Consider the following 25,947-nt stretch of genomic DNA (forward strand, 5'->3'; position numbering starts at 1 on the left):
CTCCAGATAAATAGTTTTCCGGCGGGAGGGATTCCTGCCGGAAGGTTTATTTCAGATTTTTTTTGATTATTTTTCCTGAACAGTTGCGCGGCAGGTCGGTTCTGATCTCCATAAAAGAGGGAACCTTGAACTTCGCCATATTGTTTTCGCAGAAGCTGAAAAACTCGGCTTCGCTTAATGTTTCACCTTCATTAAGGACAATAAACGCTTTAATGGCTTCATCACGGATCGCGTCTTTAATACCAACCACCACAATGTCCTGAATTTTCGGATGCGCAGAAATAATATTTTCCAGCTCGACGCAGGAGACATTTTCCCCGCCGCGTTTAATCATGTTGCAGCGTCTGTCGACAAAATAGAAATAGCCATCCTCATCCTGGTAACCCGAATCACCGGTATGTAACCAGCCCTCTGGTTCCAGCGCCCTGGCGGTTGCCTCCGGCTGCATGTAATACTCTTTGAAGATAGTCTTGCCGGGGATGCCTTTAATACAGATTTCGCCAATTTCTCCGGCGGGCAGCGGGCGATTTTGATCGTCGCGAATTTCAGCTTCATAGCTAAAACCCACGCGACCAATGGAAGGCCAGCGCCGTTTGTCTCCGGGACGGTCGCCAATAATTCCGACAATGGTTTCAGTCATACCATAAGAGGTCAGCAGCCTGACGCCAAAGCGTTCGGTAAAATCGTCTTTTTCCTGCTCGGATAAATTGAGATAGAACATCACTTCGCGCAGGTGATGCTGCCTGTCCGTTGGTGCGGCGGGCTGGACCATCAGCGTGCGGATCATCATCGGGATGCACTCGGTCACCGTCGCCTGATATTTACGTACCTGATCCCAGAAGGCCCTGGCACTGTACTTCTCTAGCAGGACAAAGGTGCTGCCAGCGGAGAATGCAGGCATTGCGGCGGTACACTGACAATCGATATGAAACGCGGGCATCACCGTCATGTACACGTCATCATCGCGCAGGGCGATTTGCCAGGCAGAGTAGTAGCCTGCAAAACGCAGGTTGTAGTGGGTAATTACCACCCCTTTAGGCCGTGAGGTGGTGCCTGAGGTAAACAGAATTTCCGCCGTATCGTCAGTGGATAACGCGGGCGTATAGCACAGCGTGGTGGACTGGCGGGATTGCAGTTGGGTAAAGTGACTCACGCCGTCGTCAGCCGGAAGCTGCTCGCCAATCAGACAGATATGATTAAGCGGAGTGCTATTGTCCTGGCGTATTTCACGGTACATAGGATAAAACTGGGCGCTGGTAACCAGCAGACTCACCTGGCTGTTTTGCAGGATCCAGGCGCTTTCTTCGCCCAGTAAGCGAGCATTAATCGGCACCATAATGGCGCCGATTTTTGCCAGTCCAAACCAGCAAAAGATGAATTCCGGACAGTTATCCAGATGCAGCGCGACCCTATCACCCTTGCGGATCCCTAAGGAATAAAAAAGGTTCGCCGTGCGGTTAATCTCTTCATTGAGCGAAGCATAGCTAAACTGCCGAACGATTCCCTCACAGGATTCGAAAATTAACGCCGTTTTATCTCCGTACACCCCGGCCAGGTCGTCCCACATCTGACGTAAGTTTTGTCCGCCAACGATATCCATATTGCTTTATCCACTGAAATCAGGCGTGAGCGCTAACCGGAAAACCGATTAGCGCATCGCGTTTAATCCTCAACTTTGGCCAGGCCTTTGCCGACCAGTTCCTTAATATCTGCTTCGCTATAACCAATGTTTTTCAGAATGGCGGCGGTATCCATGCCGTGTGACGGCATGCCACGCCAGATTTTCCCCGGGTTGTTTTTAAATTTCGGCATGATGTTCGGCCCTTTACAGGTGCGACCGTCCATTGTTTGCCACTGAGTAATCGATTCGCGGGCAACGTACTGCGGATTACCTTCCAGTTCCGGAATGGTGAGCACCTTCGCACAGGCGATATTCAGCTCAGCAAAGCGCGCCTGAACATCGGCGATAGTGTGTGTTGCCAGCCAGGCGTCCAGTTTCTCTTCGACGAGCGGGCCGTAAGGGCATTCCACGCGATGGATGAGCTGCGTGCCTTCCGGAACTTCCGGCGTACCGAGAATATGGGCCAGGCCAATATCTTTAAAACACTCGTTGATTTGCGTGATGCCGACCAACTCCATGACGATGTAACCATCGGCGCATTTATACAGGCCGCAACCGGCGTAGTAGGGGTCTTTCCCTTTCGTCATACGTGGACAGATTTCGCCGCCGTTGAAGTAGTCCATCATGAAGTACTGACCCATGCGCAGCATCACTTCGTACATGGCGATATCGATGCTTTCACCTTTACCCGTTTCGCGTACTTTGTGCAGGGCTGCCAGCGCGGCTGTCGTCGCGGTCATCCCGGAGAAGTAATCGGCGGTATACGGGAAGGCTGGCATCGGCTGATCAACGTCGCCGTTTTGGATCAGATAACCACTGAATGCCTGCGCGATGGTGTTATACGCCGGAAGATTGGTGTACTCCTCGGTACCATACTGGCCGAAGCCGGAAAGGTGGGCAATGACCAGTTTCGGGTTATGCTCCCACAGCACTTCATCAGTAATACCACGGCGGGCAAAGGCCGGGCCTTTACTGGCTTCAATGAAAATATCGGTGGTTTCCATCAGTTTCAGAAACGCTTCCCGACCTTCATCTTTGAAAATATTCAGCGACAGGGCGTGCAGGTTGCGGCGTGAGAGCTGCGGGTAGTTAGGCTGTACGCGAATGGTATCGGCCCATGCGACGTTTTCAATCCAGATAACCTCGGCGCCCCATTCGGCGAACATCTGTCCGGCGAATGGACCGGCGATTTCGATTCCCGAAAAAACAACGCGTACCCCAGCAAGCGGGCCAAAGGTTGGCATTGGTAAATGATTCATCATTTTTCTCCTGGCATTTTTTGCGGTATGTAGGCCGGATAAGCACAGCGCCATCCGGCATGATTGTCTGATGGCGACGCCTCGCGTCTTATCAGGCCTACAAGGGATCGATTAGCGGTATTGCTTAAGTACCGCACGACCCAACGTCAGGATCTGCATTTCGTCAGAACCACCAGAAACACGGTCAACGCGCAGGTCACGCCAGAAACGCGTGATGCGGTGGTTGCCCGCGATACCAACACCTCCCAGTACCTGCATGGCGGTGTCTACCACTTCAAACGCGGCGTTGGCGCAGAAGTATTTGCACATGGCCGCGTCGCCGGAGGTGATAGTGCCGTTATCCGCTTTCCACGCGGCTTCCAGCAGCATATTTTTCATGGAGTTCAGTTTGATCGCCATATGCGCAAACTTCTCCTGAATCAGTTGGAAACGGCCAATAGCTTCACCAAACTGCACGCGCTGATTCGCGTAACGCGCAGCGTCTTCAAAAGCGCACATTGCGGTACCGTAGTTGGTCAGCGCGACGAGGAAGCGCTCATGGTCAAACTCTTCTTTCACGCGGTTGAAGCCGTTACCTTCCCGACCGAACATGTCTTTCTCGTCCAGTTCAACGTCGTCAAAGGTGATTTCACAGCAGCTATCCATGCGCAGACCGAGTTTCTCCAGTTTGTTGACCTTGATACCTGCTTTGCTCATGTCCACAAACCACTCGGTGTAAACCGGTTTATCCGGCGATGCACCGTCTCTCGCCATGACCACGATGTACGGGGTATAGGCGCTACTGGTGATAAAGCACTTACTGCCATTGAGATAAACCTTACCATTTTTGCGTGTATAAGTGGTTTTCAGACTACCAACATCCGATCCTGCTCCCGGTTCGGTGATAGCAGAGTTCCACATCTGCTTACCGGTGCCCCGGAACGCCATGATTTTATCAATTTGCTCCTGAGTCCCTTCACGCAGGAAAGTGTTAAAACCTCCCGGCAATTGGTACAACACGTAAGTTGGCGCGCCAAGACGCCCCAGTTCCATCCAGACGGCGGCGACGGTAACAAAACCCGCTTCCAGACCGCCGTGTTCCTCCGGGATCAGCAGGCTATCAATGCCCATATCCGCCAGCGCTTTTACAAAACGCTCAGGGTAGACGCTGTCACGATCGCACTCGGCAAAATAAGCTTCCCAGTTCTCACTGGCCATCAGTTCGCGAATACCGGCGACAAACAGCTCCTGTTCGTCATTTAAGTTGAAATCCATCTTTCAGCCTCTTGATCAATTGGGTTAATAAGAATTACTTGTCTTTCCAGTGCACTTTGGCGTCTTTAATAAAGGACAGCGTCACCATAATGTTGACGAAGAACAGCGGGCATCCTCCGGCGATAATCGCGGTCTGAATCGGCTTCAAACCACCCAGCGCCAGCAGAACGATACCGATGATGCCGACCAGCACCGACCAGCCGATACGCACTAACAGAGGCGGCTCTTCACCATCGCGAACTTCGCGACAGGTCGACATCGCCAGGGTGTAAGAGCAGGCGTTAATCAGCGTGACGGTGGCAATAAAGCAGAGGATGAAGAAGCCCCACATGGTGGCGGTGCTGAGCGGCAAGGCGGCCCAGGTTTCGATAATGGCGCGCGCCACGCCGTGTTGCTCAATCAGTTGCGGAATGTTGAGGATGTTTTTATCCATCAGCAGCAGCGTGTTGCTGCCCAGCACTGTCCACAGGATCCAGGTAGACGCGGTCAGACCCATCACCATCCCGAAGCACAGTTCACGTACGGTACGACCACGGGAAATACGGGCCAGGAAGATACTCATCTGGATGGCGTAAATAACCCACCACGCCCAGTAGAAAACAGTCCAGCCCTGTGGGAAGCCGCCTTTACCGATGGCGTCGGTATAGAACAGCATCCGTGGCAGGTGCATTAACAGCATCCCGACGGAGTCGGTGAAGTAGTTCATGATGAAGCTGGCGCCGCTGACGATAAACACCCAGCCGAGCATCAGGAAGCTCAGGTAACTACGCACATCGCTGGCGATTCTGACCCCTTTTTGCAGGCCGCAGGCCACGCAAATCGCGTTCAGAATGATCCAGCAGGTAATAATGATGGCGTCGAGTTGCAGCGTATGTGGAATACCGAACAGCCATTGCATACACTCGGTGACCAGCGGGGTAGCCAGACCGAGGCTGGTGCCCATCGCGAAGATCAGCGCCACCAGGTAGAAGTTATCGACGATGGTACCGAACAGCCCTTTCGCATGCTTTTCACCGACGAGCGGTACCAGCGTGGAGCTGGGGCGGATGACATCCATCTTGCGTACAAAGAAGAAGTAGGCGAAGGCCACGGAAAGGAAGCTATAGGTTGCCCACGGTAGCGGCCCCCAGTGGAACAGGCTGTACGCCAGGCCTATCTCTTTCGCGCCCGTGGAATTGGGTTCCAGGCCGAACGGCGGGGTGGAAATATAGTAGTAGATCTCAATAGAGCCCCAGAACAGAACCGCAGCGGATGTACAGGAGGCGAACATCATGAAAATCCAGCTGGCGGTGCTAAACTCCGGTTTTTCGTCACCTAATCTCTTTTTGGCATAGGGGCCAAAAACCAGCCAGAACCAGCCGAAGAGCATGACGACCATATACCATTCAAATGCCCAACCCCAGACGTTGGTGACATAACTGAATACCGCATTAATAACGACGTTAGCGGCATCAAGATCTCTGACTGTTAGCCAGCAAAGTATCCCGACAATTATTAATGGCGGAAAAAAAACCTTCGGTTCAATTCCCGATTTTTTCTTTTCATTTTTCATAAGTGAATTCCAGTGTGAAAACGAAATTTATTTAGCGTGCCAGTCCATGAACGTTTGTTTATTTATTATTAATGATTTGTTGATAAGTTTTTAACCTCTGGGACGCCTCAATGAGTAACTCATGATGGGTATTCACTTCGGGTGATTCTGTTATCTTCGTCACACTTTTTTGCGTTGATTATTTTGTGTCTAAATTTTGATTTTTGCTTTATTTATCAATTGATTGGTTGTGGTTTTTTAACTTTTTTAAGTATCTGACGTTCAATATTGTTGAGCCAGCAAACAATATTGAAAATTTTCATATTTGGCATATTTCTTTCAATATTGGTGAGGTGCGTAACACTATTGAAAGTTACGAATATCAATGTGTGACATTTTCAATATTGGTGATTAAGGTTTTATTTCCGAATTAAAGAGCGTGATATCTGTATTTAACACCGCCGATATAAATACGTTTCCTTCATGATTTCTGGAGATGCAATGAAGATAATTACTTGCTACAAATGCGTACCTGATGAGCAGGATATTGCGATTAATAATGCTGACGGAACACTCGATTTCAGCAAAGCGGATAGCAAAATCAGCCAATATGATCTGAATGCAATTGAAGCTGCTTGCCAGTTAAAACAGCAGTTGGGAGACGCTCAGGTTGTCGCCATGAGCGTTGGCGGCAAAGCGCTGACTAATGCAAAAGGGCGCAAAGATGTCCTCTCTCGTGGCCCTGATGAACTGATTGTGGTGATTGACGATCAATTTGAGCAGGCGCTGCCGCAACAAACTGCCAGCGCGCTGGCCGCCGCGGCGCAAAAATCAGGTTTCGATCTACTTATCTGCGGCGACGGTTCTTCCGATCTTTATGCTCAGCAGGTTGGTTTGCTGGTGGGCGAAGCGCTGAACATTCCGGCGATTAACGGCGTGAGTAAAATCCTCTCTCTTACCGACAGCACATTGACAGTAGAACGCGAACTGGAAGATGAAGTTGAAACGCTGAGCATCCCGCTCCCGGCGGTGATCGCGGTTTCCACCGACATTAACACCCCACAAATCCCTTCGATGAAAGCCATTCTTGGCGCGGCGAAAAAACCGGTTCAGGTCTGGTCGCCTGCGGATATCGGGCTGAACAGCGTACCCGCGTATTCCGCACAACAGGTTGCCGCACCGAAGCAGCGCGAGCGTCAGCGTGTGGTGATTGAAGGTGACGGTGAAGAACAAATCGCCGCGTTTGTCGAGAATCTGCGCAAAATCATTTAATTATCAGGGGATGTTATGAACAAATTTTCCAGTGTCTGGGTATTCAGCGATACCCCTTCTCGTCTGCCCGAACTGATGAGTGGCGCGCAGGCTGTAGGTGAAAAAGTTAACGCGTTCGTACTGAACGAAGCGGACAGCGCGACAGCATGCCATTTGGGCGCGGATCATGTCTGGCTGCTCAGCGGCAAACCAGAAGACCGCATGATCGAAGACTACGCTGCTGCGATGGCTGAGACTATTCGTCAGCATAGCGAGGGCGGCGCGGTGCTGCTGCCGAATACGCGTCGGGGCAAGCTGTTGGCGGCAAAGCTGGGCTATCGCTTGTCGGCTGCGGTTTCCAACGACGCCAGCGACGTCTCCCTGCAGGATGGAAAAGCGGCGGTCAAACATATGGTCTACGGCGGTCTGGCGATAGGGGCAGAGACCATCGCTTCGCCGTTTGCCGTGATCACACTCAGCAGCGGAACGTTTGACGCACAACAACCGGATGCTTCTCGCAGCGGCGAGATGCACACCGTGCAGTGGCAGGCTCCGGCCACTGCCGTGACCCGCACCGCAACCCAGGCGCGTCAGAGCAACAGCGTTGACCTCGACAAAGCGCGTCTGGTGGTCAGCGTGGGACGCGGCATCGGCAGCAAAGAGAATATCTCGCTGGCCGAAGCGCTGTGCCAGACGATTGGCGCCGAGCTGGCCTGTTCTCGCCCGGTGGCGGAAAACGAGAAGTGGATGGAGCACGAGCGCTACGTCGGTATCTCCAACCTGATGCTCAAACCTGAACTGTATCTGGCAGTGGGGATCTCCGGGCAGATCCAACACATGGTCGGCGCCAACGGCGCGCAGACGATTTTCGCCATCAACAAAGATAAAAACGCGCCAATCTTCCAGTATGCGGATTTTGGCATCGTTGGCGATGCGCTGAAGATCCTGCCTGCGCTGACGGCTGCCTTAGCGCGATAAACCATTTCGGGCAGGATACGAAGGTATCCTGCCGCTGACAGGAGTACGTATGTCCGAAGATATCTTTGATGCCATCATCGTGGGTGCAGGTCTGGCCGGTTCGGTTGCAGCGCTGGTGCTTGCTCGCGAAGGTGCACAGGTGCTGGTTATCGAGCGTGGCAATTCTGCTGGCGCGAAGAATGTCACCGGTGGGCGTTTGTATGCACATAGCCTGGAACGCATCATTCCCGGCTTTGCGGATCAGGCCCCCATTGAACGCATGATCACCCACGAAAAACTCGCCTTTATGACCGACAAAGGGGCGATGACGATGGATTATTGCAACGGCGAGGACGCCGCATCGTCGCAAGTTTCTTATTCCGTTTTGCGCAGTAAATTTGACGCCTGGCTGATGGAGCAGGCCGAAGAGGCGGGGGCGCAACTGATCACTGGTATTCGCGTGGATAACGTTGTTCAGCGTGATGGCAAAGTCGTGGGTGTGGAAGCCGATGGCGATATTCTGGAAGCCAAAGTCGTAATCCTCGCTGACGGGGTGAATTCTCTGCTGGCTGAAAAGCTGGGCATGGCAAAGCGTGTTGAGGCATCGCATGTTGCTGTCGGCGTGAAGGAACTGATCGAATTGCCGAAGTCGGTCATTGAAGATCGTTTCCAGTTACAGGGCAACGAAGGTGCCGCCTGTCTGTTTGCCGGGGCGCCAACCGATGGTCTGATGGGCGGTGGCTTCCTGTATACGAATGAAACAACCCTTTCCCTGGGGCTGGTCTGCGGACTTCATCATCTGAAAGACGCGAAAAAATCGGTCCCGCAAATGCTGGAAGATTTCAAACAGCATCCGGCAGTTGCGCCGCTGATCGCCGGTGGCAAGCTGGTGGAATATGCCGCGCACGTTGTACCCGAGGCGGGAATGAATATGCAGCCTGAACTGGTGGGCGATGGCGTACTGATTGCCGGGGATGCTGCCGGCATGTGTATGAACCTCGGCTTTACCATCCGGGGTATGGATCTCGCCATATCCGCAGGCGAAGCGGCGGCGAAGACGGTGCTTTCGGCGATGAAGCGTGACGATTTTAGCAAGCAGTCGTTGGGTGAATACCGTCAGCATCTGGACGAAGGTCCGATGCGCGATATGCGCATGTATCAGAAACTGCCGGCTTTTCTCGATAATCCCCGCATGTTTACCGCTTATCCCGAAATGGCGGTCAGTATCGCGCGCGACCTGTTCACCGTGGATGGCTCCGCTCCGGTGCCAATGCGTAAAAAAATCCTGCGCCATGCGAAGAAAGTGGGCTTCATCAACCTGATGAAAGATGGCCTGAAAGGAGTGACCGTATTATGACATCTCCCGTTAATGTGGACGTCAAACTGGGCGTCAATAAGTTCAATGTGGATGAAGACAGCCCGCACATCATTCTTAAAACCGATCCTGATAAACAGGCGCTGGAGGTGCTGATTAAGGCCTGTCCGGCGGGACTGTATAAAAAGCAGGACGACGGCAGCGTTCGTTTTGATTACGCCGGGTGCCTGGAGTGCGGAACGTGCCGGATCCTCGGCCTTGATACGGCGCTGGAAAAATGGGAATACCCGCGCGGGACGTTTGGCGTGGAGTTCCGCTACGGCTAATAAGTACGAAGTTGTGCCCCCGTAGGCCGGATAAGATGCGGTAGCGTCGCCATCCGGCAATCATGTGGCGCCAATGCCGGATGGCGGCGGAAACGCCTTATCCGGCCTACAGATGCGCTTTGCCCGTGTTGACACAGGACATCACCATGCAGCAGCCCAGGAACTTTGATGACCTTAAATTCTCCTCCATTCATCGCAGAATTATGCTGTGGGGAAGCGGCGGCCCGTTCCTTGATGGCTACGTGCTGGTGATCATTGGCGTGGCGCTGGAACAACTGACGCCGCTATTGCACCTTGATGCTGAATGGATTGGCGCGCTCGGCGCGGCTACGCTTGCCGGACTGTTTATCGGCACCTCGTTGTTTGGCTATATTTGCGATAAAGTCGGGCGGCGTAAAATGTTCCTGCTTGATATTATCGCTATCGGCGTTATCTCCGTGGCGACCATGTTTGTTTCCACGCCGCTTGAATTGCTGGTGATGCGCGTTTTAATTGGCATTGTTATCGGCGCGGATTACCCTATCGCTACTTCCATGATTACGGAGTTTTCCAACACCCGCCAGCGCGCGTTCTCCATCGGTTTTATCGCCGCGATGTGGTACGTCGGCGCGACCTGCGCCAACCTGGTGGGTTACTGGCTGTATGACATGGAAGGCGGCTGGCGCTGGATGCTTGGCAGCGCCTTTATCCCGTGCTTAATCATTTTGATTGGCCGCTTTGACCTGCCGGAATCGCCACGCTGGCTATTGCGAAAAGGACGGGTAAAAGAGTGCGAACAAATGATGATCAAACTGTTCGGCGAACCGGTCTGCTTTGACGATGAGCCGCCGCAGGAGACCCGCTTCCTGCAGCTGTTTAACCGCCGTCATTTCCCGTTTGTACTGTTCGTTGCGGCTATCTGGACCTGTCAGGTGATCCCGATGTTCGCTATCTATACCTTTGGGCCGCAGATCGTCGGGTTACTCGGCTGGGAGCAGGGGCGCAACGCGGCGCTCGGCAATGTGGTCATTAGCCTCTTTTTTATGCTGGGCTGTATACCGGCGATGTTCTGGCTAAACAGTATTGGCCGTCGCCCTCTGCTTATTGGCAGCTTCGCCATGATGACTATCGCGCTGGCGCTGCTGGGGCTGGTGTCAAATCTGGGCATCATACTGGTCGTGGTGGCGTTTGCGGTATACGCCTTCTTTTCCGGCGGACCGGGCATACTGCAATGGCTTTATCCTAATGAACTCTTCCCGACGGATATTCGCGCTTCGGCCGTGGGGGTCATCATGTCATTAAGCCGCATCGGAACCATTGTCTCCACCTGGGCATTACCGATTTTTATTACTCGTTACGGTATTAATAACGTCATGCTGATTGGCGCGTTGATTTCGTTAGTCGGGCTTGGCGTATCGGTGATGTTTGCCCCGGAAACTCGCGGCTTGACGCTAACACAGACCGGAAACATGACTTTGCGCGGAACGCCATCGGATAACCCGCGTTAAGAGTGTTCTGCATTTCTCCCTGCTTTTCGCCAATAACGCTACAGTTAACAGTCACATGCTAAAACAACTGAAAAGCAGGGAGAACACCATGCAAAAACGTCTTATGACCGCACTGTTTACCGCAGCAATACTATTCACCGTCGCAGGATGCTCTTCTAACCAGGCGGTTGAAACCACGGATGGCAAAACTATTGTCACCGACGGGAAACCCGAGGTCGATAACGATACCGGTATGGTGTCTTACAAAAACGCCGCCACCGGGAAAACCGAACAGATTAACCGCGATCAGCTGAAAAATATGAGCGAGCTGGATAATTAATTCAATTTTTTCTGGTTAGCCGCGCAATAATATTCTCTCTTTATGCGCATCCATTTATTCCCATGCGAATAAACGGATGCCTGAACAGGCAGGGACGCCGGAAAACGTCGAAATACGTTCGCCCGTGTTCCCGCTTTCCCCACCGCGCTGTCCGCTTACATGAGGTTACACTCATCGACATTTCTCTGAACAGCGGCTCAACATTTCCCGGAAAAAAACATATCGCAGGGCATTTATCCTTATGATTAGGTATAAATGATGAGGTATAAGGAACAGGAGTCTGTAATGAAACTGAAACTAATACCTTTTTATTTGCTCGCGCTATTTTCTGCCGCCTCCGGGGCTACGGAGATAAACGCCTGCAAAGACCTGATCGGAACATGGAAAACCACGGCAGATAACCCGCCTTATACCATGACAATATTGCCGCCAGTAGAAGGCTGCGGGGAAAAATGTGTGAAACTGAACGTGCAGTATGAACTTGACGTGACTCACCGCAATGCGCTTTATTGCCATGAAGGACAAGAGGGGGTAAAAGGGCAGGGACCCATGGTGATAGCATTTGAAGGGGCGTATGGTGGACACGCTATTGGAACCTATAACCGACAGCTGCAATTACTTTGGGCTGGCGTAATACCGAAAAATAAAAAGGGGAAATGGATAACGAAAATGGAAAATTACTGGTTCAGGCAGGTAAAAGCGCACTAAATATTACCATAAAACAGCCCGCAAAACCGTCTTATTCACGAAGGGCTTACTGCCTGCGCGCGCACATTCCAACGGCTTGCCTGCCCCGGATGAACTGTTGATAAAAAAGAGGGCCAGCATCTGTTTCCAGACGGCCCTGAGTGGATTGTGACGGAACATGGCACCTTGCTGGCGCTCTCTTATTATTTCATGCCTGTGCCATCGTTATGGCGCAATCAGAGCTTTATTTCGTCGCATCGTTATAAACTTCGGCAACGGCTTCAAAATTCGGACCATGCTCACGTGCAGCGATAATATGGTAATATTTTCCGCCTTTCGCATCAGCTAATTCTGACAGTTTTTCGCGTAGATCAGAGGGTGAGGAAATCTGCCCGCCACTCTGGGACACATTTATGGTGCCGACCTTAACCAGTTTGAAGTGGCTGATTTCTTGTTTAGAGACCTGCTCTGCCGCAAGCGTGCTGAATGAAGCAACCGTTGCCAGTAATGCGGCGGCAATAATGCGTTTTTTCATAGTTCTGTTCCTGTTGCATTGATGATAAGGTTTGCGCAATATCAGTAATCCGTAACGAAATTATTTATCCCCTTCATACTTCAGGTTGCTTACGGGTGGCTACGGATTACCCGGCCCATCCATGGGCCTCGCCCTGACGGGCCGTCGCACGCGACGTTCAAATCTGCTCCCGGCAGATTTGTCGCTCACCTCAGTCACATAATTATCTATGCTCCTGGTAACTCACTCCCTTACCGCCTTTAAGCAACTCGAATTATTTTGGGTAATAACCTCGGTTGATTATCTGAAAATAGCCTTATTTGGTGTGACCGTCTTATATCTTGTTATAGTCACCTCTTTATGTTGTTGTCAATGTAAAATAATGCGCTGCCAGTTAAAAAGAAATTTAACCCCCTGTAAATAATAGTTTTTATATTATTTCTTGTAATGATGTAATTTTTATTGAATCACACGGCAATACGCTAGTTTTATTCATAAGCAACATAACAGAATTGAGTTATGTTTTAATTTCCCAGAGTGATATTACCGGTTGTATGTCTATGGTTGCGCGGCCTGTTACTGATAGTGTTTCTTTCGGGGCGATTTTATTGTAGCGGCATAGGGTAATCACCGTAGTTGAAGGGAAAAGGCACGAACACAGAGCTATAGAGTATGTTTAATAATGTATTTTTTTATGAAGTAATGTCTGCAGTTGTATCTCTAAAATAAAAACAATGAACTTTTCATCTAAATAATTTTTCAGTGAATTATGGTTATTTATTAATATATTTCTAATTTGAAATACAAATCAATTTATAACACATATTCTTACCCGGAAGGCATTGATACATATCCACGCTTCCTCGTACAGTAATAAATGAATATGTGATAAAGTTACTGACTACAGGTATAATAATATGAGTAATAAAAAAAATCTGTCCGCAGAAGAGACGGATCTTACGCGTAGGAAACTGTTAACCAGCGCCGGTATTCTTGCCGCCGGCGGTATGCTATCCGGCGCGGTAAAGGCTGATGAAAAATGCGCCGTCAAGGCGAAACCGGCGTGGGATAAACCGTTTACCGGCGAAATCCCGGAAAAATTGCCAGAAGGATATAATATTCTGTTAGTCGTGACCGACCAGGAGCGTTTTTTTCCTACGTTTCCTTTCCCGGTACCCGGCAGAGAGCGGCTCATGAAAACGGGGGTGACATTCTGTAATCATCAGAATACCAGTAATGTCTGTACGCCTTCCCGCTCCGTATTGTATACCGGCTTACATATGCCCCAGACAAAGATGTTCGATAATCTGGGATTACCCTGGATGCCTTATGACCTTGACCCCGCTCTTGGAACCACAGGCCATATGATGCGGGAACTGGGATACTATACGGCCTATAAAGGTAAGTGGCATCTTACAGAAAAACTGGAGAAGCCTTTGCCTGACGAAAAAGATGAGGATATTGATGTCGGGGATATTCCCGAACCAGAATTACATAAAATTATGGAAAAATATGGTTTTGCTGACTATCACGGCATCGGCGATATTATAGGCCATAGTAAAGGCGGCTATTTTTATGATTCAACCACCACGGCTCAGACTATAAATTGGTTAAGATGCAAGGGGCAGCCCTTGAATGACCAACACAAGCCCTGGTTCCTGGCCGTTAACCTCGTTAATCCTCATGACGTCATGTTTATTGATACCGATAAAGAGGGAGAAAAGGTACAGTGGCGTGGCGAGTTGGATCAGGATGATAATACCCTGGCGCCCACGCAGCCGCCGGAAAACGAGCTTTATCAGGCAAGCTGGCCGAACTATCCGCTGCCGGCAAACAGGCATCAATCATTCAATGAGCAGGGAAGACCGCCGGCGCATCTTGAATACCAGACGGCGCGCGCTGCGCTGGAAGGGCAGTTTCCTGATGAAGATCGTCGTTGGCGTAAACTGCTTGACTACTATTTCAACTGTATCCGCGATTGTGATACTCACCTTGACCGGATATTAAATGAACTTGATGCCCTCAAGTTAACTGATAAAACGATTGTTGTATTTACTGCCGATCATGGCGAATTAGGCGGAAGCCATCAGATGCACGGTAAAGGCGCTTCCGTTTATAAAGAACAGATCCATGTACCGATGATTATTTCCCACCCGGCGTACCCCGGTAATAAGAAATGTCAGGCGTTGACCTGTCATCTTGATATCGCGCCGACATTAGTTGGACTGACCGGTTTGCCGGAAGAAAAACAGCACCAGGCGTTAGGCAACCGCAAAGGCGTTAATTTTAGCGGATTGCTAAAAAACCCGGAGGGCGTTGCGGTTAATGCGGTGAGAAATGCCAGCTTATATTGCTATGGCATGATCTTGTATACCGATGCCCATTATCTCCACCGCGTTATCGCGCTACAAAGAGATAAACAAAAAACGGTGGCGCAAATCAAGCAGGAAATATCCCATTTGCATCCTGATTTTAGCCATCGTTCAGGGACGCGGATGATTAACGATGGTCGTTATAAGTTTGCGCGTTATTTCTCGCTAAGGGAGCATAATACGCCGGAAACCTGGGAGGATCTTATTAAGTACAACGATCTTGAACTTTACGATCTTAAAAATGATCCCGATGAGAACCATAACCTTGCTGCTGATAAACAGAAATATCAGGATCTCATTCTTACGATGAATGAAAAACTGAATAAAATTATCAAAGACGAAATTGGCGTGGATGACGGCAGTTTTATGCCGGATGCGGCCCATGAGCCGTGGGATCTTACTATTGAGCAGTTTAACCGCATGGCGAAAGATTAAGAGCCTGGCCCATTAGGCTATTTTATTCGCCATTTTGGGTCCGGGCAGTGCTCAAAATCCTCACGTACTACGTGTACGCTCCGGTTTCTGCGCGCTGGTCGGCCCCAAACTGGCTTCAACAATTACGCCTACTGGGCCAGGCTCTAAGTACCTGACCCATTAGGTTAATTTATGCGTCGGCGATCTGGCATCCAGCGTGTCTGGAGGTTCAGATGCTGTTGGCGCTGCGCTTATTGGGCCTGTGTCATCATGTAATGGATTGATATTACAGTCATTACAGGAAAATTTAGCGCAGCGCCGCCCGACAAGAAGGCCTTAAACCGATTTGTCAGCGATTTAAGACTGCTATCATCACCGACCTTTCCACACCGGATCGCGCTTTTCCGCAAACGCCTGCGGCCCTTCGAGAGCGTCTTCCGGGTGCAGGATGGCGTCAACTCCTGGCTGGCGTTAATTCAATTTTTTCTGATTAGCCGCTCAATAATATTCACTATTAGCCTGGCGAATTTGTCACTACACTTTGTAATAAAAAACAGATCATCACAGGCTAATCATGATCCTCATTATTTATGCGCATCCGTATCCGCATCATTCTCATGCGAATAAGCGGATGCTTGAACAGGCAGGGACGCTGGAAAACGTCGAAATACGTTCGCTTTATCACCTCTATCCCGATTTCAATATTGACGTTGCCGCCGAGCAGGAGGCGCTGTCGCGCGCGAGTCTTATCGTCTGGCAGCATCCGATGCAGTGGTACAGTGTCCCTCCTTTACTCAAATTATGGATGGATAAAGTCCTCACCCACGGCTGGGCTTACGGTCATGGCGGTACGGCATTGCATGGTAAACATCTGCTGTGGGCGGTAACGACCGGCGGTGGTGAAAACCACTTTGCTATCGGTTCACATCCGGGATTTGACGTCCTTTCTCAGCCGCTACAGGCGACGGCGCTCTATTGCGGCCTCAAATGGCTGCCGCCGTTTGCCATGCACTGCACGTTCATTTGCGATGACGACACCTTACAGGCGCAGGCGCGTCAGTATAAACAGCGTTTACTGGCATGGCAGGAGGTGAATCATGGATAGCCATACTCTACTGCAGGCGCTGATCTATCTTGGTTCGGCGGCGTTGATTGTGCCGATTGCGGTACGTTTGGGCTTAGGATCGGTGCTGGGGTATCTGATTGCGGGTTGCATTATCGGCCCCTGGGGGCTACGGCTGGTGACGGACGCCGAATCTATTCTGCATTTTGCGGAAATCGGCGTCGTGCTGATGTTGTTTGTTATTGGGCTTGAGCTGGACCCGCAACGGTTATGGAAGCTGCGCGCCTCGGTATTTGGCGGCGGCGCGTTACAGATGGTGGTCTGCGGCGGACTGATTGGTCTGTTCTGTATGTTTCTTGGCTTGCGTTGGCAGGTGGCGGAACTGATTGGCATGACGCTGGCGCTTTCGTCCACGGCTATCGCCATGCAGGCAATGAATGAGCGTAACCTGACCGTTTCACAAGTAGGACGTAGCGCATTCGCAGTGCTCTTGTTCCAGGATATCGCGGCGATCCCGCTGGTGGCGATGATTCCGCTGCTGGCCGCCAGCGGCGCATCCACCACGCTTGGCGCGTTTGCGCTATCGGCGTTGAAAGTCGCAGGCGCGTTGGCGCTGGTGGTGCTGCTGGGACGCTACGTTACGCGCCCGGCGCTGCGCTTTGTCGCGCGTTCTGGTTTGCGGGAAGTGTTCAGCGCCGTGGCGCTATTTCTGGTGTTTGGTTTCGGCCTGTTGCTGGAAGAGGTTGGGCTGTCAATGGCGATGGGCGCGTTCCTGGCGGGCGTTCTGCTGGCGAGTTCGGAATATCGTCATGCGCTGGAAAGCGATATTGAACCCTTTAAAGGGTTGCTGCTGGGGCTGTTCTTTATTGGCGTCGGCATGTCGATTGATTTCGGCACGCTGGTGGAGAATCCGCTGCGCATTCTGCTGTTGTTGGCCGGTTTTCTGGCAATCAAAATCGTCATGCTGTGGCTGGTCGCGAGGCCGCTGGGCGTACCGGCAAAACAGCGTCGCTGGTTTGCCGTCTTATTAGGCCAGGGAAGTGAGTTTGCGTTTGTGGTTTTTGGCGCGGCGCAAATGGCGGATGTACTTGAGCCGGAATGGGCAAAAGCGCTGACGCTGGCGGTCGCGCTGTCGATGGCGGCAACGCCGATTTTTCTGGTGCTGCTGACGCGCATGGAGAAGACCGCGACGGGTGAAGCGCGCGAGGCGGATGAAATCGACGAAGAGCAACCGCGGGTTATTGTGGCCGGGTTTGGACGATTTGGTCAGATAGCCGGGCGTTTGCTGCTGTCGAGCGGGGTGAAGATGGTGGTGCTCGATCACGACCCCGATCATATCGAAACGCTGCGTAAATTCGGCATGAAGGTTTTTTATGGCGACGCGACGCGTATGGATTTACTGGAATCTGCCGGAGCGGCGAAAGCGGAGGTATTGATTAATGCCATTGACGATCCGCAAACCAATTTGCAACTGAGTGAACTGGTGAAGACGCATTTCCCGCATCTGCAGATTATCGCCCGCGCCCGTGATGTCGATCATTACATTCGCCTGCGCCAGGCTGGTGTGGCGATGCCCGAACGTGAAACCTTCGAAGGCGCGCTCAAAAGCGGACGACAGGCGCTGGAAGCGCTGGGGCTGGGGCGTTATGAAGCTCGCGAGCGCGCGGATCTGTTCCGCCATTTTAATACCCGGATGGTGGAAGAGATGGCGAAAGGGGAAAACGATCCGTTATCTCGCGCCGCCGCCTATAAACGTACCAGCGCGATGTTGAGCGAAATTATTACCGAGGACCGGGAGCATCTGTCGTTGATTCAGCGCCACGGCTGGCAGGGAACGGCTGAGGGCAAACATTCCGGGGAGGTCGCCGATGAACCCGAGGTCAAACCGTCAATCTAAAGTAAAAAATGTGATGTTCTGCAAACTTTACTGCTAATTGGCTGTTTTTGAACTACTGTAATGCTGGCGCTCCACATCAAATGAGTGGCGTCGCCAGCAGAACGAAAAATTTTCGTGCTCATCCTCTTTTCGTCAGTCGACGAAAGATTGCGCTTTACGTATAGTGGCGGCAATTTTTTTTGTATCAGGAAATAATTAATGATCAGTCTGATTGCGGCGTTAGCGGTGGATCGCGTCATCGGTATGGAAAACGCCATGCCGTGGAACCTGCCTGCCGATCTCGCCTGGTTTAAACGTAACACGTTAAATAAACCTGTCGTCATGGGACGTCACACCTGGGAGTCCATCGGACGCCCCTTACCGGGACGTAAAAATATTGTTATCAGCAGCCAGCCGGGCACCGACGATCGCGTGCAGTGGGTGAAGTCTGTCGATGAGGCGATTGCCGCTTGCGGCGATGCGCCGGAAATTATGGTCATTGGCGGCGGGCGCGTGTACGAGCAGTTCTTGCCAAAGGCGCAGAAGCTTTATCTGACGCATATTGATGCGGAAGTCGAAGGCGATACCCATTTTCCGGATTATGAACCGGATGACTGGGAATCGGTATTCAGTGAGTTTCACGATGCCGACGCGCAGAATTCTCACAGCTATTGTTTCGAGATTCTGGAACGTCGTTAACGCTGTAGTGCCGGATGGCGGCGAAACGCCTTATCCGGCCTACTCTTGAGCCAGATGTCGCCAGATGTAGGCCTGATAAGCGTAGCGCCATCAGGCATAAACCTATCAGGCGTTGACCGCTTCGCCTTCGCCCATATCCATCTGGCGGTTTGACGGCTGCACAAAATACTGTTTATCTTCCCAGCGTAAACAGGTCAACTCCCCGCCCCAGCAGCAGCCGGTATCCAGCGCGTAAATACCTTCCGGCGTCCCTTTCCCTTCCAGAGACGCCCAGTGCCCGAACGCAATACTGTAAGCCTCGCTCACCGGCCCCGGAATGGCGAACCACGGCTTCAACGGCGCAGGGGCATTTTCCGGCGACGCTTTGCTGTACATATCCAGTTGACCGTTAGGAAAGCAGTAACGCATACGGGTAAAGGCATTAGTAATAAAGCGTAGCCGCGCCAGACCGCTTAACTCCGGCGACCAGTTATTCGGCATATCGCCATACATCGCGTCGAGGAAAAACGGGTACGAGTCGCTCGACAGCACCGCTTCAACATCGCGGGCGCACTCTTTTGCCGTCTGCAAATCCCACTGCGGAGTAATACCCGCATGCGCCATGACCAGCTTTTTCTCTTCATCTACCTGCAACAGCGGCTGACGGCGTAACCAATTCAACAGCTCATCGGCGTCCGGCGCTTCAAGAAGCGGGGTCAGCCGGTCTTTAGGTTTGTTGCGGCTAATCCCGGCGAATACGGCCAACAGGTGTAAATCGTGATTCCCCAGCACCAAACGCACGCTATTGCCAAGCGATTTGACGTAGCGTAACACGTCCAGCGAACCGGGACCGCGGGCGACCAAATCGCCAGTCAGCCACAGAGTGTCTGTATCTGGCGTAAATTCCACTTGCTGTAATAAGGCGATCAGTTCGTCGTAGCAACCGTGAACGTCGCCGATGAGATAAGTTGCCATTGTTATAATTTTAGTGAATGAGTGTAGGGACGGCGAGTCGAAACACGGGAATGTCGATGGTAAAGGCGTCGCCATTTTCATCGATCATTTCGTAATGACCCTGCATGGTGCCCAGCGGCGTTTCAATTACCGCGCCGCTGGTGTACTGATACTCTTCGCCAGGCGCAATGCGCGGCTGGACGCCAACCACACCTTCGCCCTGGACTTCGGTTTCACGGCCATGACCATTGGTAATCAGCCAGTAGCGGCCCAATAGCTGCACTGGCGCCCGGCCCAGATTGCGGATGGTTACGGTATAGGCAAAAACGTAACGTTCATCGTCAGGTGAGGATTGCGCCTCAATGTAGACGCTTTGCACCTGAATACACACTCTGGGCGAATTGATCATGTTTAACTCTCCTTCAAAGGCGCGTTTTCCGACAGATAATTGGCCATCTGGCAGTACTGCGCGACAGAGATATTTTCCGCGCGCATTGCCGGGTCAATACCCATTTCCGTCAACGTCTCAACGCTAAAAAGGTTGCCGAGACTGTTACGGATCGTTTTACGGCGCTGGTTAAAGGCCTCGGTGGTAATACGGCTCAACACGCGAATATCTTTAACCGGGTAAGGCATTGTTGCGTGTGGAACCAGACGCACCACGGCGGAGTCCACTTTGGGCGGCGGCGTGAAGGCGGATGGCGGCACTTCAAGCACCGGGATCACCTGACAGTAATATTGCGCCATCACGCTTAAACGACCATACGCTTTGCTGTTCGGCCCTGCAACCAGACGATTTACCACTTCTTTTTGCAACATAAAGTGCATGTCGGCAATGGCATCAGTATAGCTAAAGAGATGGAACATCAGCGGGGTGGAGATATTATAGGGCAGATTGCCGAACACACGCAGCGGTTGGCCCAACTGCGCAGACAGTTCGCCAAAGTTCATGGTCATGGCGTCCTGCTGATAAATAGTCAGCTTCGGCCCTAAAAACGGATGGGTTTGCAAACGCGCCGCCAGATCGCGGTCAAGTTCAATGACCGTGAGCTTATCCAGTCGTTCGCCGACCGGCTCCGTCAGCGCCGCCAGACCGGGGCCGATTTCAACCATCGCCTGGCCTTTTTGCGGATTAATAGCAGAAACAATACTGTCGATCACAAACCGATCGTTGAGAAAGTTTTGCCCGAAGCGTTTACGGGCTAAATGGCCCTGATGGACTCGATTATTCATTGGGTATTAACAATCATTTTGATGGCGAGATTAAGCGCCGTAATAAAACTGCCGACATCCGCTTTTCCACGACCTGCCAGTTCAAGCGCGGTGCCGTGGTCAACGGAGGTTCGAATAAAAGGTAGGCCGAGCGTAATATTCACTCCCCGACCGAATCCCTGGTATTTTAGCACGGGCAGGCCCTGATCGTGGTACATCGCCAGCACCGCGTCGGCATTATCGAGATATTTGGGCTGAAACAGCGTATCAGCAGGTAGCGGCCCGTTGAGTTTCATCCCCTGCGCCCGCAGCTCGTCGAGCACCGGAATGATGGTGTCTATCTCTTCCGTGCCCATATGACCGCCTTCGCCCGCGTGCGGATTCAGGCCACAGACAAGAATGCGCGGTTCGGCAATACCAAATTTGGTCCGCAAATCGTGATGCAAAATAGCAATCACTTCGTGCAAAAGCGCAGGGGTGATGGCGTCTGCAATCGCCCGTAGCGGCAGATGCGTGGTCGCCAGCGCCACGCGAAGTTCTTCGGTTGCCAGCATCATCACGACTTTTTTCGCCTGCGAACGCTCTTCGAAAAACTCGGTATGACCGGTAAACGGAATGCCTGCGTCGTTAATAACGCCTTTGTGCACGGGGCCTGTGATCAGCGCGGCAAATTCACCGTTCAGACAGCCATCACACGCTCGCGCCAGCGTCTCTACCACGTAGGGGCCATTTTCTACCGTCAACTGACCGGAGATGGCAGGCGCGCGCAGCGAGACCGGCAACAGGGTCAGCGTTCCCGCGGGCTGCGGCGCAGCGGGGACATCAGGCGAGTAAGGGAGAAGCGAGAGGGGCAGGCCGAGCATGGCGGCCCGCTCCGTCAGGAGCGCGCCGTCCGCACAGACGACCAGTTCAATCGGCCACGCGCGTTGCGCCAGTTGGACGACAAGATCGGGGCCAATCCCGGCGGGTTCGCCGGGAGTGATAACAACGCGTTGCGCACTGCTCATTAGTTACTCAAAATCTTAACGTAAGCGCTGGCGCGCTGTTCTTGCATCCAGGTCGCCGCTTCTTCTGAGAATTTACGGTTCATCAGCATACGATAAGCGCGATCTTTCTGCGCCGCATCGGTTTTGTCTACCTTACGCGTATCCAGCAATTCGATCAGATGCCAGCCGAAAGAGGAGTGTACCGGCGCGCTTATTTGGCCTTTATGCAGCTTCGTCAGCGCGTCGCGGAACGCCGGATCGAAAATATCTGGCGTAGCCCAACCCAAATCACCGCCCTGGTTAGCGGAGCCCGGGTCCTGAGAGTACTCTTTCGCCGCAGCGGCAAAGGTGGTTTTACCACTCTTAATGTCAGCCGCGATTTCTTCCAGCTTCAGGCGCGCCTGCTGATCGTTCATGATCGGCGACGGCTTAAGCAGAATGTGACGAGCGTGAACTTCGGTCACGGAGATACTCTGGCTCTGACCGCGCAGGTCGTTTACTTTCAGAATGTGGAAACCGACGCCGGAGCGAATCGGGCCGACAATGTCGCCTTTCTTCGCGGTGCTCAGCGCCTGGGCGAAAATCCCCGGCAGCTCCTGGATACGGCCCCAGCCCATCTGACCGCCTTTTAGCGCCTGCTGGTCGGCAGAGTAGGTAATCGCCAGTTTGCCGAAATCTGCGCCGTTACGCGCTTCTTCAACAATGCTTTCCGCCTGGCGCTGCGCGTCGTTAACCTGCTCGGAGGTTGGGTTTTCCGGCAGAGCAATCAGGATATGGCTCAGGTTCAGCTCGGTGCTGGCGTCGTTTTGGGTGCCAATCTGTTTTGCCAGCGCGTCAACTTCTTGCGGCAAAACGGTGATACGGCGACGAACTTCGTTGTTGCGCACTTCAGAGATAATCATCTCTTTACGAATCTGGTTACGGTAGGTTGAATAGTTCAGCCCATCGTAAGCCAGACGGCTGCGCATCTGATCCATCGTCATATTGTTTTGTTTGGCGATGTTGGCGATGGCCTGATCCAACTGCTCATCCGTGATCTTCACCCCCATCTTCTGACCCATCTGCAGGATAATTTGATCCATAATCAAACGTTCCAGGATCTGGTGACGCAGCGTGGCGTCGTCCGGAAGCTGCTGACCTGCCTGACCCGCGTTGAGTTTGACTGATTGCATTAAGCCATCAACGTCGCTTTCCAGCACGACGCCATTATTGACGACGGCTGCGACTTTATCGACTACCTGGGGGGCAGCGAAACTGGTATTCGCGATCATGGCGATACCGAGAAGCAGCGTTTTCCAGTTCTTCATACTTTTTCCATTTCAATTAACCGCAATGCGGATTACGTTGTAAATCAATCAGATTACATAGAGCTTTGGTACGGCAGAATGTTCGAACGCAACATTTCTTGCGTGCCGAGGCCGTAGTTAGAGCTCAAACCGCGCAGCTCAATGTTGAAGCCAATCGCGTTATCATAAATCGCGTGTTGTTTATCGTTATCCCAACCGTTCAGCTTACGTTCGTATCCGACGCGGATCGCATAGCAGCAAGAGTTGTACTGCAAGCCGAGCATCTGGTCTGCAGGTTTGCTCGAATTGGTATCGAAGTAGTACGCGCCGACAATCGACCAGCGATCGGCAATCGGCCAACTTGCCACCGCACCCACCTGGTTGATGCCGTTTTTATACTGCTCTGCCGTGGAATAATACGAAGGCAACGTAGCCTGAATATATTCCGGGCTGGCATAGCGGTAGTTCAACTGTACCAGACGATCCTGATCCCGACGGTATTCGAGGCTGCTGCTGCTGGTAGCGACGCTATCCAGACGGGTATCGTACTGCACTCCGCTACGCAGCCCCCAGCGTTCTGAAATACGCCAGTAAGTGTCGCCTGCCCAAACCAGCGAACCGGTTTTGTCGTCATTCTCCCATTTAATGTTGTCATCGCCGGTGCGAGACTCCGTGAAATAGTAGATTTGACCAACAGAAACGTTAAAACGTTCAACGGCGGCATCATCATAAATGCGTGTTGTGACGCCTGTCGTGACCTGGTTGGCGGAAGCAATACGGTCGAGACCGCCATAAGTGCGGTCGCGGAACAGGCCGTTATAGTCGGATTGCAGCAAAGAAGAATCGTAGTTATAGATGCCGCTCTGGTCGCGGTACGGCACATACAGGTACTGCACGCGTGGTTCCAGCGTCTGGGTATACCCCGGCGCCAGCATCGCCATATCGCGTTCGAAGATGAGCTTACCGTCGACTTTAAACTGCGGCATGACGCGGTTAACCGAATCTTTCAGCTTATTTTTATTGTTTGGATCGCTGTTATAGCTGTCCAGATTCGTTTGCTGATAGTGCGTCGCCATCAGCTTCGCTTCGGTGTTCAGGCTGCCCCAGCGGTTGGAGAGCGGCAAATTAATGGTTGGCTCCAGGTGGACGCGGGTCGCTTCCGGCATATTGTCTTTGGTGTTGACGAAATGTACCGCCTGGCCGTAAATCCGGGTATCAAACGGCCCGAGATCGTTATGGTAGTAGTTAACGTCTAACTGCGGCTCCGCAGAGTAGCTGCTGGTGTTTTGATCGTTAAAGACCTGGAATTGTTTGGTCGACACCGTAGCGTCAAAGTTTTGTACGGCGTAGCCGACGCTGAATTTCTGCGTTGCGTAGCCGTCGGTACTGGAACCGTACTTACTGTCGAAATCGTTAAAGTAGCTGGAGTCGCTGACTTTGGTGTAATCGACGTTAAAACGCCACACCTGATCCATCACGCCTGAGTGCTGCCAGTAGAATAACCAGCGGTGCTTATCGCCCTCTTTGGGGTGATCGTCCTCGTAGACTTTATCAGAAGGCAGATAATCTAATTCCATCACTCCCTCGCCTGCCTGCGTGAGATAACGGAATTCGTTCTCCCACATAATATTGCCGCGGCGGTGCATATAGTGCGGGGTGATGGTGGCGTCCATATTGGGCGCGATGTTCCAGTAATACGGTAAGTAGAACTCGAAATAGTTCTTGGTCGTGTATTTCGCGTTCGGGATCAGGAAACCTGAGCGACGTTTGTCACCGACGGGTAGCTGTAAATAGGGGCTATAAAAGATCGGAACCGGACCTACTTTAAACCGGGCGTTCCAGATCTCCGCAACCTGTTCTTCACGGTCATGGATGACTTCACTCCCCACCACGCTCCAGGTATCGGAGCCAGGCAGACAGGAGGTAAAGCTGCCGTTTTCCAGAATGGTATAACGGTTTTCGCCGCGCTGCTTCATGAGATCGGCTTTACCGCGCCCCTGACGGCCCACCATCTGGTAATCGCCTTCCCAGACGTTCGTGTCTTTGGTGTTCAGGTTCGCCCAGCCCTTCGGCCCTTTAAGGATGACCTGATTGTCATCATAATGCACATTACCCAGCGCATCGACGGTGCGTACAGGTTCCGGCTGACCTTCCGCCTGCTTCTGATGAAGCTGCACTTCATCCGCTTGCAGGCGGCTATTCCCCTGCATAATGTCCACGTTGCCGGTAAAAACGGCATCGTCCGGGTAGTTACCTTTAGCGTTATCGGCATTGATAGTAACCGGCAGATCGTTGGTATCGCCTTTTACCAGAGGACGATCGTAGCTCGGCACGCCCAACATACACTGTGAGGCGAGATCGGCTGCCAGCCCCTGATGACTATAAAGGGCGCTGGCGATCATGGTGGCCAGAAGAGTGGGAATACGTTTTTTCATACGTTGTATTTATTGTTCCATCATCGGTAGCGTTGCGCGTGACAAACGGTCACAGCCTAACTTACTCATCTTCGCTGCGCCAGTGTTAATCCTGCCGTTTAGCGTCTGTGGTGTTAGGCACGGCATTGAATGACAGGTATGATAATGCAA

22 protein-coding genes and 2 pseudogenes are annotated in these 25,947 nt (G+C 52.1%); 12 read left to right on the forward strand and 12 right to left on the reverse strand.

Annotated elements, in window-relative coordinates:
- Window positions 1–46: 46 nt before the first annotated feature.
- The 4 genes from caiC to caiT form a co-directional block, all read right to left on the reverse strand.
- On the reverse strand, window positions 47–1,600 hold the full coding sequence (caiC, locus tag ACH0WD_RS10280; protein WP_000355808.1) for a crotonobetaine/carnitine-CoA ligase: 1,554 nt from the start codon (window positions 1,598–1,600) through the stop codon (window positions 47–49).
- A gap of 62 nt (window positions 1,601–1,662) precedes the next feature.
- On the reverse strand, window positions 1,663–2,880 hold the full coding sequence (gene caiB, locus ACH0WD_RS10285; RefSeq protein ID WP_001016212.1) for an L-carnitine CoA-transferase: 1,218 nt from the start codon (window positions 2,878–2,880) through the stop codon (window positions 1,663–1,665).
- 111 nt (window positions 2,881–2,991) lie between these two features.
- Entirely contained in the window at window positions 2,992–4,134 is a 1,143-nt protein-coding gene (gene caiA, locus ACH0WD_RS10290; RefSeq protein ID WP_000347134.1) for a crotonobetainyl-CoA dehydrogenase, read from the reverse strand.
- 34 nt (window positions 4,135–4,168) lie between these two features.
- Entirely contained in the window at window positions 4,169–5,686 is a 1,518-nt protein-coding gene (caiT, locus tag ACH0WD_RS10295) for an L-carnitine/gamma-butyrobetaine antiporter (protein ID WP_000787073.1), read from the reverse strand.
- Window positions 5,687–6,166: 480 nt separating this feature from the next.
- Between caiT and ACH0WD_RS10300 the strand changes: the two genes are divergently transcribed.
- The 8 genes and pseudogenes from ACH0WD_RS10300 to ACH0WD_RS10335 all read left to right on the forward strand — a co-directional run bounded on the left by ACH0WD_RS10300 (window position 6,167) and on the right by ACH0WD_RS10335 (window position 12,028).
- On the forward strand, window positions 6,167–6,937 hold the full coding sequence (locus ACH0WD_RS10300; RefSeq protein ID WP_000692195.1) for an electron transfer flavoprotein FixA: 771 nt from the start codon (window positions 6,167–6,169) through the stop codon (window positions 6,935–6,937).
- Between the two features lie 15 nt (window positions 6,938–6,952).
- A complete protein-coding gene (locus ACH0WD_RS10305; protein WP_001032189.1) occupies window positions 6,953–7,894 on the forward strand; it encodes an electron transfer flavoprotein subunit alpha/FixB family protein in 942 nt (313 codons plus the stop codon).
- A gap of 49 nt (window positions 7,895–7,943) precedes the next feature.
- Window positions 7,944–9,230, forward strand: a complete 1,287-nt coding sequence (locus ACH0WD_RS10310; protein ID WP_001287761.1) for an FAD-dependent oxidoreductase — start codon at window positions 7,944–7,946, stop codon at window positions 9,228–9,230.
- Window positions 9,227–9,514 (forward strand): ferredoxin-like protein FixX, encoded by a 288-nt coding sequence (gene fixX / locus ACH0WD_RS10315; RefSeq protein ID WP_000203736.1) that lies wholly within the window; start codon window positions 9,227–9,229, stop codon window positions 9,512–9,514. Before ACH0WD_RS10310 ends, fixX begins: the two co-directional genes overlap by 4 nt.
- 146 nt (window positions 9,515–9,660) lie before the next feature.
- Window positions 9,661–11,001 (forward strand): MFS transporter, encoded by a 1,341-nt coding sequence (locus tag ACH0WD_RS10320; protein WP_001187057.1) that lies wholly within the window; start codon window positions 9,661–9,663, stop codon window positions 10,999–11,001.
- A gap of 88 nt (window positions 11,002–11,089) precedes the next feature.
- Entirely contained in the window at window positions 11,090–11,320 is a 231-nt protein-coding gene (locus ACH0WD_RS10325; RefSeq protein ID WP_001172087.1) for a YgdI/YgdR family lipoprotein, read from the forward strand.
- Window positions 11,321–11,346: 26 nt separating this feature from the next.
- Window positions 11,347–11,441 (forward strand): annotated as a pseudogene (locus tag ACH0WD_RS10330) (glutathione-regulated potassium-efflux system ancillary protein KefF); the annotation flags it as partial.
- 170 nt (window positions 11,442–11,611) lie between these two features.
- Window positions 11,612–12,028, forward strand: coding sequence for a hypothetical protein (locus tag ACH0WD_RS10335; protein ID WP_000767274.1), 417 nt, complete (start codon window positions 11,612–11,614; stop codon window positions 12,026–12,028).
- Between the two features lie 223 nt (window positions 12,029–12,251).
- Here the strand turns inward: ACH0WD_RS10335 and srfN are convergent, their stop codons facing one another.
- Entirely contained in the window at window positions 12,252–12,542 is a 291-nt protein-coding gene (srfN, locus tag ACH0WD_RS10340; protein WP_000745961.1) for a DUF1471 family virulence protein SrfN, read from the reverse strand.
- Window positions 12,543–13,438: 896 nt separating this feature from the next.
- Here srfN and ACH0WD_RS10345 point away from each other — a divergent pair.
- Window positions 13,439–15,328, forward strand: coding sequence for a sulfatase-like hydrolase/transferase (locus ACH0WD_RS10345; protein ID WP_000066315.1), 1,890 nt, complete (start codon window positions 13,439–13,441; stop codon window positions 15,326–15,328).
- Between the two features lie 351 nt (window positions 15,329–15,679).
- Here the strand turns inward: ACH0WD_RS10345 and ACH0WD_RS10350 are convergent.
- Window positions 15,680–15,760, reverse strand: a pseudogene (locus ACH0WD_RS10350) (hypothetical protein); the annotation flags it as partial.
- Between the two features lie 121 nt (window positions 15,761–15,881).
- Here ACH0WD_RS10350 and kefF point away from each other — a divergent pair.
- From kefF to folA, 3 genes are all read left to right on the forward strand, one after another.
- The gene (kefF, locus tag ACH0WD_RS10355; RefSeq protein ID WP_000600706.1) at window positions 15,882–16,412 is read left to right on the forward strand and encodes a glutathione-regulated potassium-efflux system oxidoreductase KefF; all 531 of its coding nucleotides are present in this window, start codon (window positions 15,882–15,884) and stop codon (window positions 16,410–16,412) included.
- Window positions 16,405–18,267, forward strand: a complete 1,863-nt coding sequence (gene kefC / locus ACH0WD_RS10360) for a glutathione-regulated potassium-efflux system protein KefC (RefSeq protein ID WP_000377166.1) — start codon at window positions 16,405–16,407, stop codon at window positions 18,265–18,267. Before kefF ends, kefC begins: the two co-directional genes overlap by 8 nt.
- A 198-nt stretch (window positions 18,268–18,465) precedes the next feature.
- A complete protein-coding gene (folA, locus tag ACH0WD_RS10365) occupies window positions 18,466–18,945 on the forward strand; it encodes a type 3 dihydrofolate reductase (protein WP_000624379.1) in 480 nt (159 codons plus the stop codon).
- A gap of 105 nt (window positions 18,946–19,050) precedes the next feature.
- Here folA and apaH read toward each other — a convergent pair whose 3' ends face one another.
- The 6 genes from apaH to lptD are packed head-to-tail and all read right to left on the reverse strand — an operon-like array spanning window position 19,051 to window position 25,797.
- The gene (gene apaH / locus ACH0WD_RS10370; protein WP_000257211.1) at window positions 19,051–19,899 is read right to left on the reverse strand and encodes a bis(5'-nucleosyl)-tetraphosphatase (symmetrical) ApaH; all 849 of its coding nucleotides are present in this window, start codon (window positions 19,897–19,899) and stop codon (window positions 19,051–19,053) included.
- Window positions 19,900–19,909: 10 nt separating this feature from the next.
- Window positions 19,910–20,287 carry a Co2+/Mg2+ efflux protein ApaG gene (apaG, locus tag ACH0WD_RS10375; RefSeq protein WP_000610894.1) on the reverse strand — a complete coding sequence of 126 codons (378 nt, stop codon included), beginning with the start codon at window positions 20,285–20,287 and terminating at the stop codon, window positions 19,910–19,912.
- A gap of 2 nt (window positions 20,288–20,289) precedes the next feature.
- Window positions 20,290–21,111, reverse strand: coding sequence for a 16S rRNA (adenine(1518)-N(6)/adenine(1519)-N(6))-dimethyltransferase RsmA (gene rsmA / locus ACH0WD_RS10380; RefSeq protein ID WP_001065397.1), 822 nt, complete (start codon window positions 21,109–21,111; stop codon window positions 20,290–20,292).
- On the reverse strand, window positions 21,108–22,097 hold the full coding sequence (gene pdxA / locus ACH0WD_RS10385; protein WP_000093010.1) for a 4-hydroxythreonine-4-phosphate dehydrogenase PdxA: 990 nt from the start codon (window positions 22,095–22,097) through the stop codon (window positions 21,108–21,110). Before pdxA ends, rsmA begins: the two co-directional genes overlap by 4 nt.
- Window positions 22,097–23,383 (reverse strand): peptidylprolyl isomerase SurA, encoded by a 1,287-nt coding sequence (gene surA / locus ACH0WD_RS10390; RefSeq protein WP_000800482.1) that lies wholly within the window; start codon window positions 23,381–23,383, stop codon window positions 22,097–22,099. Before surA ends, pdxA begins: the two co-directional genes overlap by 1 nt.
- Window positions 23,384–23,436: 53 nt before the next feature.
- Window positions 23,437–25,797: an LPS assembly protein LptD gene (gene lptD / locus ACH0WD_RS10395; RefSeq protein ID WP_000746128.1), complete on the reverse strand. Its 2,361-nt coding sequence runs from the start codon at window positions 25,795–25,797 to the stop codon at window positions 23,437–23,439.
- Between the last annotated feature and the right edge of the window lie 150 nt (window positions 25,798–25,947).

Origin of the sequence: Salmonella sp. 2020_1395, from assembly GCF_043848115.1 — a bacterium.
Lineage (GTDB): Bacteria > Pseudomonadota > Gammaproteobacteria > Enterobacterales > Enterobacteriaceae > Salmonella > Salmonella enterica.